This is a genomic window from Microcystis aeruginosa NIES-4325 (genome assembly GCF_008974145.1).
GTDB classification, from domain to species: domain Bacteria; phylum Cyanobacteriota; class Cyanobacteriia; order Cyanobacteriales; family Microcystaceae; genus Microcystis; species Microcystis aeruginosa_G.
On sequence record NZ_BJKP01000008.1, the window covers coordinates 50,240 to 64,946 of the forward strand.

Here is a 14,707-nt window from a genome sequence, read left to right on the forward strand (position 1 = left end):
TTATGGCTGTCAGTATCTCTCGTAATTGTAGGGTTGAGAAATACCCAATCTTAACCAATGAACAGAGCGAGAAGGTATGAGCAACCCTTCTCGCTTTATTATAACTAAACTAACACCTCCACAGCTTGCGGAACTACTGCCGTCTCGGTCGTGGTATTTTCCCCTAGGTAAATTCCCAAAGAACGGGCGGTTTTGACGATGAAACCCTGGGGATCGACGGGATAGGCACAGCGATGCTCTTGATGACATTGTTTGATAATTTTGATCACCGGTTTCAGGGGCAGACTACGCACTTGTCCCCCGCGCCAAATCACCACGCGATCGAGTTTACCCTGTTCGATTAATTCTACGGCCTTAATGCCGAAAGCCGTCGCCAACAGTCGATCCATAGCTAAAGGAGGACGACTTCTTTGCAGGTGTCCCAAGGACATGGCGCGCACATCCATGGAATTGAGATAACAGAAGACGGGATCGGTAACGCACAAAGAGCGAGTTTTGTCAACTATCAATTTTTCTAAATAATCGGCAATATACTTCTCTTTTTGGTTATTTTCGTCCTTAACGCCCTCAGAAATTACAATGAGAGCGAATTGACGACCTTGAGCGCGTAATTGTGCCAAATGACGACAACAACCGTCGATAATTGCGGGAGTGAGAGCCGGGGTTAATTCGGGAATAAAAATCGCATCGGCCCCCCCGGCAATTCCGGCATGAAGGGCCAAATGACCAGCATCTCTACCCATCACCTGCACAATCATCACCCTTTCGTGACTAGCGGCGGTAAAGGTGAGATCATACAAAGCTTGAGTGACGATATCCACGGCAGTGGTAAAACCGACGGACCATTCCGTATAGGGAACGTCATTATCGATGGTTTTGGGAACTGCGATAATATTCCAATTGCCTTTCTGGGCCAGATCGTAGATGATATCGACGCTCCCATCGCCCCCGACGACGATCAGGGCATCTAATCCCAGCATTTCGTATCCTTGCAGGATTTTCGTGGCAATTTCTGGGTTTTCGGGATGTCCTTTGCTCAAAGAACCCAGTACACTACCACTAAGAAACTGCAAAACGTCTAATCCTTTCAATATCCCGGGTAGGTCATAGCCATGCTGAGTCAGGATCAAATCTTGGGGGTGATATTTCCCCTCAGCAATCTGCATAAAACCGTCGGTCCCGTAGGGAATGCCGTACACATCCCAACCCTTGAGTTTTGATGCTTTCACCACGGCACGAATTACCGCATTTAACCCCGGGCAATCGCCACCACTGGTCAGAATACCGATTTTTTTGTTTTGATTCTCGTTCATGGTTATATCCTCCGGGATTTTTTTTGTCAGGAGTCGGATGGGTGTTGGGGATTTCAGTGATCACTGATCAGATGTAAGTTTTCAGTTCACTGATTACTGTTTACTGATCACTGATCACTGAAAAAAGCTTCCCACTCCCCACTTTTATTTGCTGGTGGTTTGAAAACGTTTCCAAACAGGTTCGTAACTTTGCAGGGCCCTCATATACTGTACCCGTTCAAAAGCGCTCGGATCTGGGCAATTCATTTGACTCATACTGCCAATTAACTGCTCGATCGATTCGTACTCATTTTCTTCCAACCAATGCAATAAACCCTGTTCGATCTTAATAATTTCCTCCAAACCGTGGCGTAATAAAACACTAACTAACATAGTCGCTTTTGCCCCCACCATCATCATTTTGATCACGTCGATGGCGTTATGAATACCACTGGTAGCGGCAAAATCCGTCGGTACACGACCGTAAAGCATGGCAATCCAGCGCAGGGGTAAACGCATTGCTTGGGGATTACTGAGGATAATATTGGGGTGAACATCTAAGGTGTCTAAGTCGATATCCGGCTGATAGAAACGGTTAAATAATACCAACCCATCGGCCCCCGCTTCCGCTAATTGTTTAGCCATATTGGCCGTATTGCTAAAGTAGGGACTTAACTTCATCGAGACGGGAATTGATACCTCCGATTTGACAATTTTGAGGATATCAACATAGTTTTGTTCGACGTGATTTCCGGTTAATTCTAGGTCGTTGGGAACATAGTAAATATTCAACTCCAAAGCATCAGCACCCGCTTGTTGAATTTGAATGGCATACTCCAACCATCCCCCAGATGTCTCACCGTTGAGACTGGCAATAATAGGAATATCGACCATTTCTTTGGCTTTGCGAATATGGTTAAGATATTCGTCGGAACCAACGTGAAAAACCTCCGGTTCGGGAAAATAAGTCAAAGCTTCCGCAAAACTCTCGGCTCCGTGGGTAAAATGATGGTGTAGAGCCAGTCTTTCCTGTTTAATCTGCTCCTCGAAAAAGGAGTGTAAAACCACGGCAGCGGCTCCAAAGTCTTCCATTCTCTTGATATTGTCGATATCCTCGCTCAAGGGTGCGGCCGCACCGATGACTAGCGGCGATCGCAATTGTAAACCCATGTAGGTAGTGTGTAGATTCATAACTATTCGTTGCCTCCTGTACCTTTTGCTGCTAAATACTGATACATTTGCCAGCGCGTATCCACATCTGCTTGTGCTTCTTTGAGCAGACGTTTAGCTTCCTCCGGCTTACTGGTGGCCAACATCTTAAAGCGATTCTCCGAGTAGAGAGTTTGCGCTACGGTAAGCTTAGGCGCACGGCTGTCCAATTGTAGGGGATTTTTGCCTTCTTTAGCTAAATCGGGATGATAACGGTACATTAACCAGCGACCGCTTTCCACCACTTCTTTTTGATGGTTCATGGCGGTGGTCATGTTGATCCCGTGAGCAATACAGTGAGAATAGGCGATAATTAACGATGGCCCGTTGTAAGCTTCCGCTTCTAGGAAAGCTTTGATCGTTTGCTCGTTTCTTGCCCCCATAGCCACGCTGGCCACATAGACGTTACCGTAGGTCATGGCCATTAAACCGAGGTCTTTTTTCGGCCCCGGTTTGCCACCAGAAGCAAATTTAGCTACGGCGGCGCGAGGAGTCGCTTTCGAGGCCTGGCCGCCCGTATTCGAGTAAACTTCCGTATCCATGACCAAAATATTCACATTGCGACCACTGGCTAAAACGTGATCTAAGCCACCATAACCGATGTCGTAGGCCCAACCGTCACCCCCGACAATCCAGACGCTTTTCTTAACCAGATAATCGGCCACGGATAACAACATTTTCACCTGCGTGGTCGGGGTTAACTGCCCTAAACGGGATTTTAGGGCCTCTACCCGTTGCCGTTGTTCGTAAATTTCCGCTTCATCCACTTGGTGACAATTGAGAATATCTGCCGCCAGACTTTCTCCGATTTCACTAGCGAGGGTTGCTAACAGTTCGGCGGCAAATTCTGCCTGTTTATCGATGGAAACCCGGAATCCTAAGCCAAATTCGGCATTATCTTCAAAGAGGGAATTCGACCAAGCTGGACCGCGACCTTCGGCGTTAACTGCCCAGGGTGTTGTCGGTAAATTACCTCCGTAGATAGATGAACAACCGGTGGCATTAGCCACTATCATGCGATCGCCAAATAGCTGACTGACTAATTTAACGTAGGGAGTCTCACCACAACCGGCACAAGCACCGGAAAACTCAAAGAGAGGCTCCTGCATTTGCTGATGGTTAATTTTATTGAGATTTAAGCTTAATCGGTCTGGATTAGGCAAATTAAGGAAGAAATCCCAGTTAATTCGTTCCTGTTCCCGCAGGGGCAATTGGGGAGCCATATTAATCGCTCTTAGACGTGGTTGCGATTTGTTTTTAGCGGGGCAAACATCAACGCAGAGACCGCAACCGGTACAATCTTCGGCGGCCACTTGGATGGTGAATTTTAGCCCTTTCCAGTCGTGATCCTTAGCATTAGCGACTTTAAAGGTTTCCGGGGCCGTGGCTAATTCGGCCTCATCATAGACTTTCGAGCGAATAACGGCGTGGGGACAAACAAGAACGCATTTACCGCACTGAACACAGACATCTGCATCCCAAACGGGGATTTCTTGGGCAATATTGCGTTTTTCCCATTGGCTAGTGGCGGTGGGATAGGTCCCATCGTTGGGAAGGGAGCTAACGGGTAGTTGATCCCCGTGACGGGCGATAATTTTGCCGAGGACTTCTCGGACGAAAGCGGGTGCGGTGTCGGGAATTGGGGGTCTTAATTCAAAAGCTTCGGGGGTGACAGTGGCGGGAATTGGCACTTGATAGAGGTGTTCTAGGGCAGAATCCACAGCTTTGATGTTCATCTGCACGATTTCTTCTCCTTTCTTGCCGTAGGTCTTGCGAATGGCTTTTTTGATTTGTGCGATCGCATCTTCCCGAGACAAAACCCCCGCTAGGGCAAAGAAACACACCTGCATCACGGTATTAATCCGGCTGCCCATCCCCGCTTCTTTGGCCACTTGAGTGGCATTAATCGTATAAACTTGCAGATTTTTGTCGATGATAGTTTGCTGGAGATGGCGGGGTAAGTGACTAAATACCTCCTCCGGTGGATAGGGACTATTGAGGAGAAAAATTGAGTTCGGTTTAGCGGTTTCTAGCAGGTCAAATTGTTCGATAAATTCCCACTGATGACAGGCGATAAAGTTAGCATCAGTGATTAAATAGGTAGAGCGAATCGGCTCCAGACCAAAGCGTAGGTGAGAAACGGTGACGGAGCCAGATTTTTTGGAATCATAGACGAAATAACCTTGGGCATAATTATCAGTATCTTCACCGATAATTTTAATTGAATTTTTGTTAGCTCCCACCGTACCATCGGAACCTAAACCGTAGAAAACCGCCCGCACTACTTTGTCTGGTTCGGTGGAAAAACAGCGGTCATATTCCAGACTAGAAAAGGTAAGATCGTCAACAATACCAATAGTGAAATGATTTTTGGGTTTGTCGAGACTTAAGTTATCAAATATACCAGCAACCATGGCTGGAGTAAATTCTTTGGAAGATAAACCGTAGCGTCCTCCGACAATTTTCGGCAGCTTGCCTTCGTAGTCTTCCATAAAGGCATTTACCACGTCTAAATATAGCGGATCGCCCCCGGCACCGGGTTCTTTACAGCGATCTAAAACGGCTATTTTTTTCACTGTGGTGGGCAAAGCTGCCAGTAATTTGTCGGCGGCAAAGGGACGATAGAGACGAACTTTTAACACCCCAACTTTAGCCCCATTTTGATTGAGATAATCAACGGTTTCATGGACGGTTTCTGCTCCCGATCCCATTAAAATAATCACTCTTTCGGCATCGGGCGCACCGTGGTATTCATAGAGATGGTATTGCCGTCCTGTTAATTGGGCAAAACGATCCATAATTTTTTGGGCGATATCGGGACAAGCATGATAGAAAGGATTGACGCTTTCCCTTGCTTGGAAATAAACATCGGGATTTTGTGCCGTGCCTCGTAAAACCGGTCGATCGGGAGTTAAAGCTCTTTGACGATGGGCAATAATTAGGTCTTCATCTATCAGTTCTTTGAGAATTTCATCGCTAATTAATTCGACTTTTTGCACCTCATGACTGGTACGAAAACCATCAAAAAAGTGCAGAAAAGGAAGCCGCGTTTCTAGGGTGGTAGCTGTGGCGATTGCTGCCAGATCATGAGCTTCTTGAACCGAATTAGCCGCTAACATAGCCCAACCCGTACTTCTGGCAGACATGACATCACTATGATCCCCAAAAATTGACAACCCTTGGGCTGCTAAAGCACGAGCTGCCACATGGACCACTGAAGAGGTTAATTCCCCCGCAATTTTGTAGAAGTTGGGGAGCATTAATAGTAATCCCTGGGAGGAAGTAAAAGTGGTAGTTAAAGAGCCTGTTTGTAGCGCTCCGTGCAGGGTTCCCGCTGCCCCACCTTCGCTCTGCATTTCGATTACGGAAGGAATGGTTCCCCAGAGATTAGCTCTGCGTTCGGCAGCCCAACTATCGGACCATTCACCCATAGGCGAGGAGGGAGTGATAGGATAAATAGCGATTACTTCACTGAGACGATAGGCAACGCGCGCAACAGCTTCGTTACCGTCTATGGTTGCATAGGTTTTTGTGGTCATGTGTTCCCCTTAGTTTTTACGATATTTGTCGGGATTTTAAGTTTTTTTACGGCTCAATTTCGCACTAAATATCCTCTCGTTTCCCTGACAACCGAAGGACTTTCTTGAGCGTCGCTTTTGACTCCCTATCTACTATTGGACGCTTACGGCAGACAGGCTTAAGTAGAGCAATTTTTCTGTCTCCACCTCGATCATTATCCAGATTCTCGGCTTTCTAGCAATTCGTTATTTTTTCTTAATACGCTGCTGAGGTTGCCAGCAACCGACAATGGGATTAACTAATATTCAGAATTGAGATAAAAATTAATGATACTTTTTTAAAAAAAGTGCTGGGTCAGAAGATAAGCTATTGACCATCCAAATTACTCGTTAAGACTGTCTATGAGCAGGGAGAAGGAATTATGAATTATTAATTATGAAGTGGGCAGAAGGGAGACTTTTCAGTTATCAGTAATCAGTAAACTGATACGGCATTTCTCGTAAAGGTGAAGCACAAATTAACCCTTGCTAATCAAGTATTTTAGCCGCAAGAACGAACCTCATCTATCTGAGAAACGCTGTAACTCGCATCTGATAACTGATAACTGATTCAAGGCTGACGACCGACTCCTAACCAAACACGACAATTTTGGATTTTTGCAAGAGCTCTAATAACCAGTTGATTTAGTCAGCCGATGAAGTTAAGATGTACTAGGTTAAACACAAATGAACTAAAGTACAAATTATCTTAACCCAAGGATAGGAAAATAGATCATGACTAACCTCGAATCCCTGACTCAAGCGCAACAGGAGTTGTACGACTGGCTAATTGAGTACATTCGCACTACGCAACACGCCCCTTCCATCCGGCAAATGATGCGAGCAATGAATTTACGCTCTCCCGCACCGATTCAAAGCCGTTTAGAACGTTTACGCACCAAAGGCTATATTGATTGGACAGAAGGAAAAGCACGCACCCTGCGGATTCTCAAACAACCAGTGCAAGGTTTACCGGTTCTAGGTGCGATCGCTGCTGGTGGTTTAGTGGAACCCTTCACCGATGTGGAAGAAAAACTCGATCTTTCTAACCTGTTGCAACGCAGTCAAGACTGTTATGCTCTGCGCGTTTCCGGAGACAGTATGATCGAGGATCATATTGCCGATGGGGATCTAGTGATTATGCGTTCTCTCACGGGTAATGAGGCGGTGTCCAATGGGGAAATCGTCGCCGCTAGAGTCGAGGGCCACGGCACTACTTTAAAACGTTTCTACCAAGAAGGAGAAAACATCACTCTCCAACCCTCCAATCAAAAATATCAACCAATTACAGCCAATACCGAACAAGTACAAGTACAAGGGGTTTTGGTTGGTGTTTGGCGCGGTTATTAGTCAAAATGGGGGCGCACTTAAGCGCCCCGATAATTTTTCCTCTCTCTTGTCGGCAACTCAGGTGTCTTAACTTTTATGCCCAAAAAACAGAAATATCCCCATCTCTTGGGGTCAAAATGGACGGCAAAACAAAAAACATGGGGCTGGCGACATTTTCAAGTGGTCAATCGTCAAAATCGCGGTCAATGGGTTTTTGCCGAATTAGTCGCTTCCTGCGATCCGACCGTCCGCTTCTGGATTAATGCTAAACAGTTGCAAGATGCGAACCTCTGGCAATCAGGTTGGCAAACCCTAACGGAAATGAACCAACCCGACAGCACTGACGAGATTATTGTTAATTAAATGCAGTACAGCCTATTGCTGTTCCATAAAAGTCCGCACCGTACCATCAGAACCAAGCACTAGACGCAATTGGGGATTACCGGGGATATCGAGGGGAGACACGAAAGGTTGATTGAGCAGGGGCATATTAGTGCGATCGAGATAGATTTTCGCCGCCTGTCCTAGGGGAATAATCTGTTTTAGGGAACCATCCTGATTTAAGACCAAACGGTACTCTAGAGTATGCTTGAGACTTTCCGGTGGTTGCCAACGGGACTGAAAATATTCTCTGGTTTCTGCCACTTGGGGAATTGTATCTAGTAAATTCGTTTCTGGGGCTTTAGCGGTAGTTGTGGGCGGTTTGGGGTCTAAATTGACATTTTCGGGGTTAACAGGGCTTAGAGTCGGTAAATTGGGCAATTTTGGCGGTGCTGGAGTCGGATTCATCGTGGTGGGGGGAATATTTGCCAGTGCATTTGTACCCCGATCGCCAGTGACGGGGGGGGCAGTAATCGGGATTTTCTGATTATTCGGTTCAATTATGATCGCCGTGCCGCCGGGACGCGAACCTGTGACTGGTGGCGGCGGTAAAGTGGGCGGTGGAATCACTAGGGGGACGCTAGACGGGCGAACTGGGGCTGGAACGGTTGCCACGGGCGGCGGTGGCGGTAAAGGGGTTTTATTGCCCAAATTTGCCGGTAACTGCGGGTTGGGGGCGGCTGTTCCCGTGGAGGGTAAAGGCAGCGTTGGCAAGGGTTGGGGAATCTTGGCACTATTGGGATCGGTGGTTAAATCATTGTTGGTTAGTTCTTGCTGTTGATAAAATGCGATCGCTATTCCTCCGATAGTTATTAGGGCTGAGGCGATTAATCCTGTCCAGATCAGGGCATTTTTTCGAGTTTTATGGCGAATTAGTGGGGGTATTAGGGGGCTTTCAAGGTTATATTCCCCTAAAGCATTGGCTAGATCGAATAATTGCGATGTGGTTAATTCGATCTCCTGTTTATCCCTATCAGTTAGCAGGGAACCCAAAAATAATTGATGGTGCAGAAGTCCCTGACAACGGAGAGAGGGTAAGGAGGGAAGATGACTTTCGGGGGAACCACTAGCCACGAAAGAGAGGGTAGAAACGGGACTAGAGAGTAAATTCTGCACATAATTAGCGACAATTTCCCCTAGGAGTTGTAATTGTGTGCGATCGCCTTTGATCGTCACCTGTTTTTCCTCACTCAATCTAGGATCATCAAAGCGCAATTGAAAGTGGGCGTCGTTTAAGACATTTTTACCTAGGCAAACCGCTAGAGGCGAACTATTTCCCAAAATTTCTAGGGTACAGGTGGGGGGTGTATATTTGCGAATTAGATTACTCATTTTTAGTTATCGGTGGGAATTATAAATTATGAATTATGAATTATGAACTGGGAAGAATAAATAATACTAAATCCGTTAAGTATAGGCTAGTTATGAGGAGAGGCACTCATGCAAGAGGCTTCGGCCGTGAGCTCAGCGTTCGACAAAAGCTCACGCCGAGGTACGAACGGCAAAAGGCAAATGGGAGAATAAATAATCAGTTTTTAATAACCGGATTTAGTATAAAAATAATCTCCTGACTCCTGAATACTGACTCCTGAATACTGACTCCTGACTCCTGATAGCCTTTTTACTTTTTACTTGCTAAAAGGGTGTGCCAGAGAAGGAGATGACTGCGGGGGCTGCTGTAGAACAATAAATCGATTAATAATTTCCAGGCTAGGGAAATCAGGCTAGAATCGCTGAGATTATTTTCCGAGATTTCTGGGTATTTTAAGCGAAAATTATCGATATAATTGCCCAAAAGTGTGGTTTTGACTGGTTCTTGTCCTTGAGTTCCCACTTGTTCCAAGAGAATGACGGCGCGACGGATTAACTCTTGCTTTTTTTGGGCTAGATGACAGAGGAGGAGAACTAGAGAACGGATGTCCGCTAGGGAAAGTTTTGACTGGGGTTGCCAGTGGTGGGCAACTAGGCGATCGCTTGTATCTGCATCTAAGGCTAATTCTTGGGCTGCTTGGGTGATAGACTCGGAGTCTAAATTAGCTAGAGAGACTAAAGCCGCCAAAATCAGGTTTAAATAGCTATTAATATTCTCTAACTGCTCGTTACTGGGTGAGATAGCTAAGGGTAAATCCTCACCCGTGGAGGACTCGGCAGACTGAGGCATAGTCAAGGACATAGATAATAAGGAATTGCCAGCAGAAAAACTTGGGTTTAGGAGAAAAAATCACTCGTTCTAAAGTGTAATAATAATTTAGATTGTTCTTTTCTTGCACGTCCGCTCACCGATTGCCTCGCACCCAATGAGTTTAGAATCCGCTACCGATGAAGTCATTAAGCAAAATTTGGAACAATTTCTAATTGTTTTGTCCGTTTCCCTGAGTGTGGCCACGGTTTCGAGGATTTTTAGCTGGTTTCGCCAAATTCCTTACACCCTATTGTTAGTGATAGTCGGTTTAGGTTTAGCTTTCATCGATATCCGTCTGGTGAACCTATCCCCCGAACTGATTCTAGAAATTTTTCTGCCCCCTTTGCTATTTGAAGCCGCTTGGAATACGCGCTGGCGAGATCTGAAGGATAATTGGATTCCCGTCAGTCTTTTCGCCATTGTCGGCGTAATTATCTCGATTTTTGGGGTTGGTTTTACCCTAGATGAATTGACCAATTTACCCCTATTTACGGCCTTATTAGTGGGTGCGAGCCTTTCTTCTACGGATCCCGTTGCTGTTGTCGCTCTTTTTCGCGAATTAGGGGCCAGTAAAAAGCTCACCGTGCTTTTGGAAGGGGAAAGCTTATTTAATGATGGGGTCGCTGTCGTCGCTTTCGCTCTTTTGGTGGAAATTCCCCTCGGTGCTAGTGGTCTATCCTTAGAGACAACCATTAGCCGGATTGCCGCTTTTATCGGTATCGGGGTGGCAGTGGGTTGTTTAGTGGGTTTTGGTATTTCCTATCTGACTCAACGTCTGGATTTACCCCTAGTGGAACAGTCTTTAACTCTTGTGTCCGCCTACGGTGCTTATTTATTAACCGAGGAGTTCGGGGGTTCGGGGGTAATCGGAGTGGTGACTACGGGGATTATTTTAGGTAATTTTGGCTCTAGAATTAGTATGAGTCCCCGTACTCGCCTATTAGTCACGGAATTCTGGGAGTTTCTTGCTTTTTTTGTCAATTCGATCGTTTTTCTCCTCATCGGCGATCAGATTCGTCTCTCCAGTTTAGCCGATAATCTCAATTTAATTTTTATCACGATCGCCGCCGTGGTGGCAGCCCGTTTTCTGGCTACCTTTGCTTTAGCAACTGTTAGTAATGCCTTGATGGAAACTAAAATTAATTGGCGGGAAAAAACGGTTTTATGGTGGGGAGGTTTGCGTGGTTCCGTTTCTATTGCCCTAGCTTTAAGTGTGCCGGTTATTTTTCCCAATCGTCAGGATATCATCGATATCGTCTTCGGAGTTGTTCTCTTTACCCTTTTGGTTCAGGGATTAACTATTCAAACTTTCCTATCGAGATTAGACCTGATCGGTGATCAACCAATTCGAGAAAACTATGCGGAACTTTTAGCCCGAAGGGTAGCTCTAAAAAGGGTTTTAGATTATCTTTCTAAGTTACATAAATCTCCCGATGTTGCCCCCGAATTCTTTAGTTATGAGCAGCATCTCGTCAAAGAAAAGTTAAAGACCGTAGAAGCGGAAATACAATCTCTCAACGATAGTTATCCCCAATTACAGCTATTAACAATGGAACAACTTCGGGAAACCCTCCTAGATATCGAAGCTGATACCTACGCTGAATTTATTCGAGCCGGCCGTTTAACTAGCAATTTATCCCCCGTCCTCCAAGAAATTCTCGCTGAAAGTAAAATCAGTGAACAGTAGGACTATTTTGGGGTATATATGGCATAGAACGAGTTAGTTAGGACAGATGCCTGAAGGCTTTACTCACAGCATCCACAAGGTTTTCACTATCATTGATAATCTGACTAACATAGTTTTTCAATCTAGCCCAGAACTTTTCAATTTTGTTGAGAGCTGGAGAATAGGCGGGTAAAAATAGCACTTCACATCCCGCTTTAGCTAACAATTTTTTGATTCTCTCTTTGGGATGAAAACTGGCGTTATCAATGATGATAATTTGACCGGGTAGTAGTTCGGGTAATATAGCAAAGATAGGGGGGGTTAGGACAATCAATCGCTGAAACCCTTGACCGATAAGAGTTTGAAAATTGAAAGCGTCCTAAATAACCCATTTTTTGCTATAGAAGGGGCGAACATTAAACTAGGCTGTGTCGCCAGTGATGTCTTAGGAGTATCGGGACGAGCCATGCTCGAAGCCATTGTAGCTGGTGAGAGCAGCCCAGAAGTGGTAGCCGCCCTAGGCCAAGGAACACTGCGACAAAAACAGGATTTGCTAGTAGAAGCACTCTCCGGTCGGGTGCGTCCCCATCAGCAATTTATTCTCGCCCAGTTACTAAGTCTTATTGACAGTATTGACGAGACGATTGCCCAGCTTGACCAAGAAATTGAGGAGTATTGCCGCCCTTTCGCCGAAGCGGTTGAGTTAGTTGATACTATGACCGGTGTGGCCAGAAGGACTGCCGAGATAATCGTCGCAGAAATTGGTACTGACATGAGCCGTTTTCCCAGTGCCGAACATTTAGCGGCTTGGGCAGGATTAGCTCCGGGTAACTATGAGAGCGGTGGTAAAACCCTTTCTGCCAGCACTCGCAAGGGCAATCGCGTTTTATGGACGATTTTAGTACAGTCAGTCCATGCCCTGGCTCGCACTAAGACTTACTTAGCTGCCCAGTATCGCCGTCTGAGTCTGCGTCGGGGCAAAAAACGTGCTGCCGTTGCTGTCGCTCATTCTATCCTGGTGATTGCTGATCATCTTATCTCTCGTCAACAACCTTACCGGGATTTAGGGGCTGATTATTTTGACCAACAACGACCCGAAAGTGTGAAAAAACTTCTGGTTAAACGTTTAGAGAAGCTTCGTTATCAAGTTAATCTTGAGCCTGTTGCGTTTTTTTTTTAAATTGGTCTAAAATACGGGTCAATCTGGCCTTTATCCTTGAAGACAGCGGCCAACTCGTTCATAACGCTTTTTAGTTGCGTTATCATTTTCCAGTCAGAGGGGACAAAACTGGTTTATGCTATAAGGGGTTACTCTTAACGTAACTTTACAAAGTCATCGATCGCCCACATTTATGGATTGCCTTATCAATCGTCGAGCGCGGTTTTCAGCCAGCCATCGCTATTATCTACCAGAATGGAACGAAGCCGAAAATCAAAGACTTTTTGGTCTTGGTAGCCGTTTTCCCGGTCATGGTCACAATTACGAATTATATGTCTCCCTATACAAAGAACTCAATCTTTATGGCATGGTGGAAAATCTCTCCACCGTGAAACAGGTAATTAAACGAGAGGTAACCAGTCAATTAGACTACTCCTATCTCAATCAAGTCTGGCCGGAATTTCAGCAAACCCTACCCACCACGGAAAATATCGCTAGAGTTATCTGGCAAAGATTAGCACCCTATTTACCATTGGTCAAAATTCAACTATTTGAACACCCCGAATTGTGGGCAGAATATCAAGGAAAAGATATGGAAGCAACTTTAACTATCAAAACTCACTTTAGCGCTGCCCATCGTTTGGCCTTACCGCAATTAACCCTGGAACAAAACTCGGAAATCTACGGCAAATGCGCCAGGGTAAATGGTCATGGCCATAATTATCACCTAGAAGTATCCGTGGCGGGAGAAATCGATCCCCGCACCGGTATGATTGTAGATCTAGGAGATTTACAAAAAGCGATCGATGAATTGGTAGTAGAACCCTTCGATCATGCTTTTTTAAATAAGGATATTCCCCACTTTGCCGAAGTGGTTCCCACTGCCGAAAATATTGCCCTACATATCGCTCAACTATTAGAGGAACGGATCCGCCAATTAGGAGCCGAATTAGATAAAGTTAAACTGATTGAAAGTCCCAATAATTCTGCGGAAATCCACTGTCGTGGTTCGGTTCAAACTCCCCGACAACTTCTAGAAAAAACCCTGACAGCCGTTTAATTGCCTATTAGTTAAGGTGATTAGGGTGAGCATGGCTCACCCTGATGGATTTAATTAAACCCTAGTTAAACACTTCTCGCCATCCTCGCTTTCCTTTGCTTTGGCGTAAGGGAGAGGCTAAATCGACAATTTTCTCGAGCAGTTTCGGGGCCAATTTTTGACACCAAAGAGCTAGATGACTTTGCCAACCGACGACAATTTCCGTTTTTTCCCTATTTAACCCGGTAATTAGGGTTTGGGCGACTTCTTCGGCGCTCATCGGTTTTAACCATCGAAATAACTGCAATTCTCTCACCATATCCGTATCGGTTAAAGAGGGTAAGAGGGTGACAACTTTGATGTTATGTTCCCTTAATTCCGACCTGAGAGCTTGACTAAAACCCAAAATGGCAAATTTGGTGGCCGAGTAGGTAGCGAAGCTAGGAGCGGCAATTTTACCCATCATACTGGAAACATTGACAATCGTTCCCTGTCCCCGAATTGCCATCCGGCGGGCAATTAAGCGAGTAACTGTGTACATGGCCATCAGATTTAAAGATATTTCTGCTTGCACTTGCGAGAATTGCGATCGCAGAAAGGGGGTTTGATGGGCAATACCGGCACAGTTAACGAGGATATCGATGCCAAGGCATTCTTGCCAAACGCGGATAATTGAAGGACTAACAAGGTCATTTTCGGTTAAATCTAGGGCTAAAGGTGTGGCAATGACCCCTAGGGACTCAATTTCTTTCGCTAGTTTTTCTAATCGCTCTTGATCTCTGGCAACAATCACAATTCTGCTTAAACCTTGTCGGGCTAATTCTAAGGCGATCGCTCGTCCAATGCCCCGGGATGCCCCCGTGACTAGGGCAGTTTTTCCCTGTAATTTCATG

12 protein-coding genes are annotated in these 14,707 nt (G+C 45.6%); 5 read left to right on the plus strand and 7 right to left on the minus strand.

Translation table 11 applies throughout. The annotated features are described in order from the left end of the window. Positions 1 to 104 precede the first annotated feature (104 nt). From MiAbW_RS06285 to nifJ, 3 genes are all read right to left on the minus strand, one after another. A complete protein-coding gene (locus tag MiAbW_RS06285; protein ID WP_151695393.1) occupies positions 105 to 1,313 on the minus strand; it encodes an ATP-dependent 6-phosphofructokinase in 1,209 nt (402 codons plus the stop codon). A gap of 144 nt (positions 1,314 to 1,457) precedes the next feature. Continuing rightward, positions 1,458 to 2,483 carry a dihydroorotate dehydrogenase-like protein gene (locus MiAbW_RS06290; RefSeq protein WP_151695394.1) on the minus strand — a complete coding sequence of 342 codons (1,026 nt, stop codon included), beginning with the start codon at positions 2,481 to 2,483 and terminating at the stop codon, positions 1,458 to 1,460. A gap of 2 nt (positions 2,484 to 2,485) precedes the next feature. Further along, complete coding sequence (gene nifJ, locus MiAbW_RS06295; RefSeq protein ID WP_151695395.1) at positions 2,486 to 6,040, minus strand: pyruvate:ferredoxin (flavodoxin) oxidoreductase; 3,555 nt, start codon at positions 6,038 to 6,040, stop codon at positions 2,486 to 2,488. A 753-nt stretch (positions 6,041 to 6,793) separates the two neighbouring features. Here nifJ and lexA point away from each other — a divergent pair. Then, positions 6,794 to 7,408, plus strand: a complete 615-nt coding sequence (gene lexA / locus MiAbW_RS06305; RefSeq protein WP_151695396.1) for a transcriptional repressor LexA — start codon at positions 6,794 to 6,796, stop codon at positions 7,406 to 7,408. Between the two features lie 75 nt (positions 7,409 to 7,483). After that, a complete protein-coding gene (locus MiAbW_RS06310; protein WP_002800208.1) occupies positions 7,484 to 7,750 on the plus strand; it encodes a TIGR02450 family Trp-rich protein in 267 nt (88 codons plus the stop codon). A 12-nt stretch (positions 7,751 to 7,762) separates the two neighbouring features. Here the strand turns inward: MiAbW_RS06310 and MiAbW_RS06315 are convergent, their stop codons facing one another. Next, the gene (locus tag MiAbW_RS06315) at positions 7,763 to 9,100 is read right to left on the minus strand and encodes a DUF4335 domain-containing protein (RefSeq protein WP_151695397.1); all 1,338 of its coding nucleotides are present in this window, start codon (positions 9,098 to 9,100) and stop codon (positions 7,763 to 7,765) included. A 289-nt stretch (positions 9,101 to 9,389) separates the two neighbouring features. Then, positions 9,390 to 9,929 (minus strand): DUF3038 domain-containing protein, encoded by a 540-nt coding sequence (locus tag MiAbW_RS06325; protein WP_151695399.1) that lies wholly within the window; start codon positions 9,927 to 9,929, stop codon positions 9,390 to 9,392. A gap of 136 nt (positions 9,930 to 10,065) precedes the next feature. Between MiAbW_RS06325 and MiAbW_RS06330 the strand changes: the two genes are divergently transcribed. Then, on the plus strand, positions 10,066 to 11,637 hold the full coding sequence (locus MiAbW_RS06330) for a Na+/H+ antiporter (protein WP_151695400.1): 1,572 nt from the start codon (positions 10,066 to 10,068) through the stop codon (positions 11,635 to 11,637). A gap of 37 nt (positions 11,638 to 11,674) precedes the next feature. Here the strand turns inward: MiAbW_RS06330 and MiAbW_RS06335 are convergent, their stop codons facing one another. Next, a complete protein-coding gene (locus tag MiAbW_RS06335) occupies positions 11,675 to 11,950 on the minus strand; it encodes a transposase (RefSeq protein WP_172967346.1) in 276 nt (91 codons plus the stop codon). Between the two features lie 12 nt (positions 11,951 to 11,962). On the opposite strand from MiAbW_RS06335, the gene MiAbW_RS06340 reads away from it, so the two are divergent. Together MiAbW_RS06340 and MiAbW_RS06345 are read left to right on the plus strand one after the other, a co-directional pair. After that, positions 11,963 to 12,796 (plus strand): transposase, encoded by an 834-nt coding sequence (locus MiAbW_RS06340; protein ID WP_238707204.1) that lies wholly within the window; start codon positions 11,963 to 11,965, stop codon positions 12,794 to 12,796. A gap of 172 nt (positions 12,797 to 12,968) precedes the next feature. Beyond that, positions 12,969 to 13,835, plus strand: coding sequence for a 6-pyruvoyl trahydropterin synthase family protein (locus MiAbW_RS06345; RefSeq protein WP_151695402.1), 867 nt, complete (start codon positions 12,969 to 12,971; stop codon positions 13,833 to 13,835). 61 nt (positions 13,836 to 13,896) lie between these two features. Here the strand turns inward: MiAbW_RS06345 and MiAbW_RS06350 are convergent, their stop codons facing one another. After that, complete coding sequence (locus tag MiAbW_RS06350; RefSeq protein WP_151695403.1) at positions 13,897 to 14,706, minus strand: SDR family NAD(P)-dependent oxidoreductase; 810 nt, start codon at positions 14,704 to 14,706, stop codon at positions 13,897 to 13,899. Position 14,707 lies beyond the last annotated feature (1 nt).

Bases quoted from the DNA above. Each gene is read 5' to 3' on its own strand.
- MiAbW_RS06330 (WP_151695400.1), top strand. From the start codon at position 10,066: ATGAGTTTAGAATCCGCTACCGATGAAGTCATTAAGCAAAATTTGGAA.
- MiAbW_RS06345 (WP_151695402.1), top strand. From the start codon at position 12,969: ATGGATTGCCTTATCAATCGTCGAGCGCGGTTTTCAGCCAGCCATCGC.
- MiAbW_RS06325 (WP_151695399.1), bottom strand. From the start codon at position 9,929: ATGCCTCAGTCTGCCGAGTCCTCCACGGGTGAGGATTTACCCTTAGCT.
- MiAbW_RS06315 (WP_151695397.1), bottom strand. From the start codon at position 9,100: ATGAGTAATCTAATTCGCAAATATACACCCCCCACCTGTACCCTAGAA.
- nifJ (WP_151695395.1), bottom strand. From the start codon at position 6,040: ATGACCACAAAAACCTATGCAACCATAGACGGTAACGAAGCTGTTGCG.
- MiAbW_RS06350 (WP_151695403.1), bottom strand. From the start codon at position 14,706: ATGAAATTACAGGGAAAAACTGCCCTAGTCACGGGGGCATCCCGGGGC.
- MiAbW_RS06310 (WP_002800208.1), top strand. From the start codon at position 7,484: ATGCCCAAAAAACAGAAATATCCCCATCTCTTGGGGTCAAAATGGACG.
- MiAbW_RS06290 (WP_151695394.1), bottom strand. From the start codon at position 2,483: ATGAATCTACACACTACCTACATGGGTTTACAATTGCGATCGCCGCTA.
- lexA (WP_151695396.1), top strand. From the start codon at position 6,794: ATGACTAACCTCGAATCCCTGACTCAAGCGCAACAGGAGTTGTACGAC.
- MiAbW_RS06285 (WP_151695393.1), bottom strand. From the start codon at position 1,313: ATGAACGAGAATCAAAACAAAAAAATCGGTATTCTGACCAGTGGTGGC.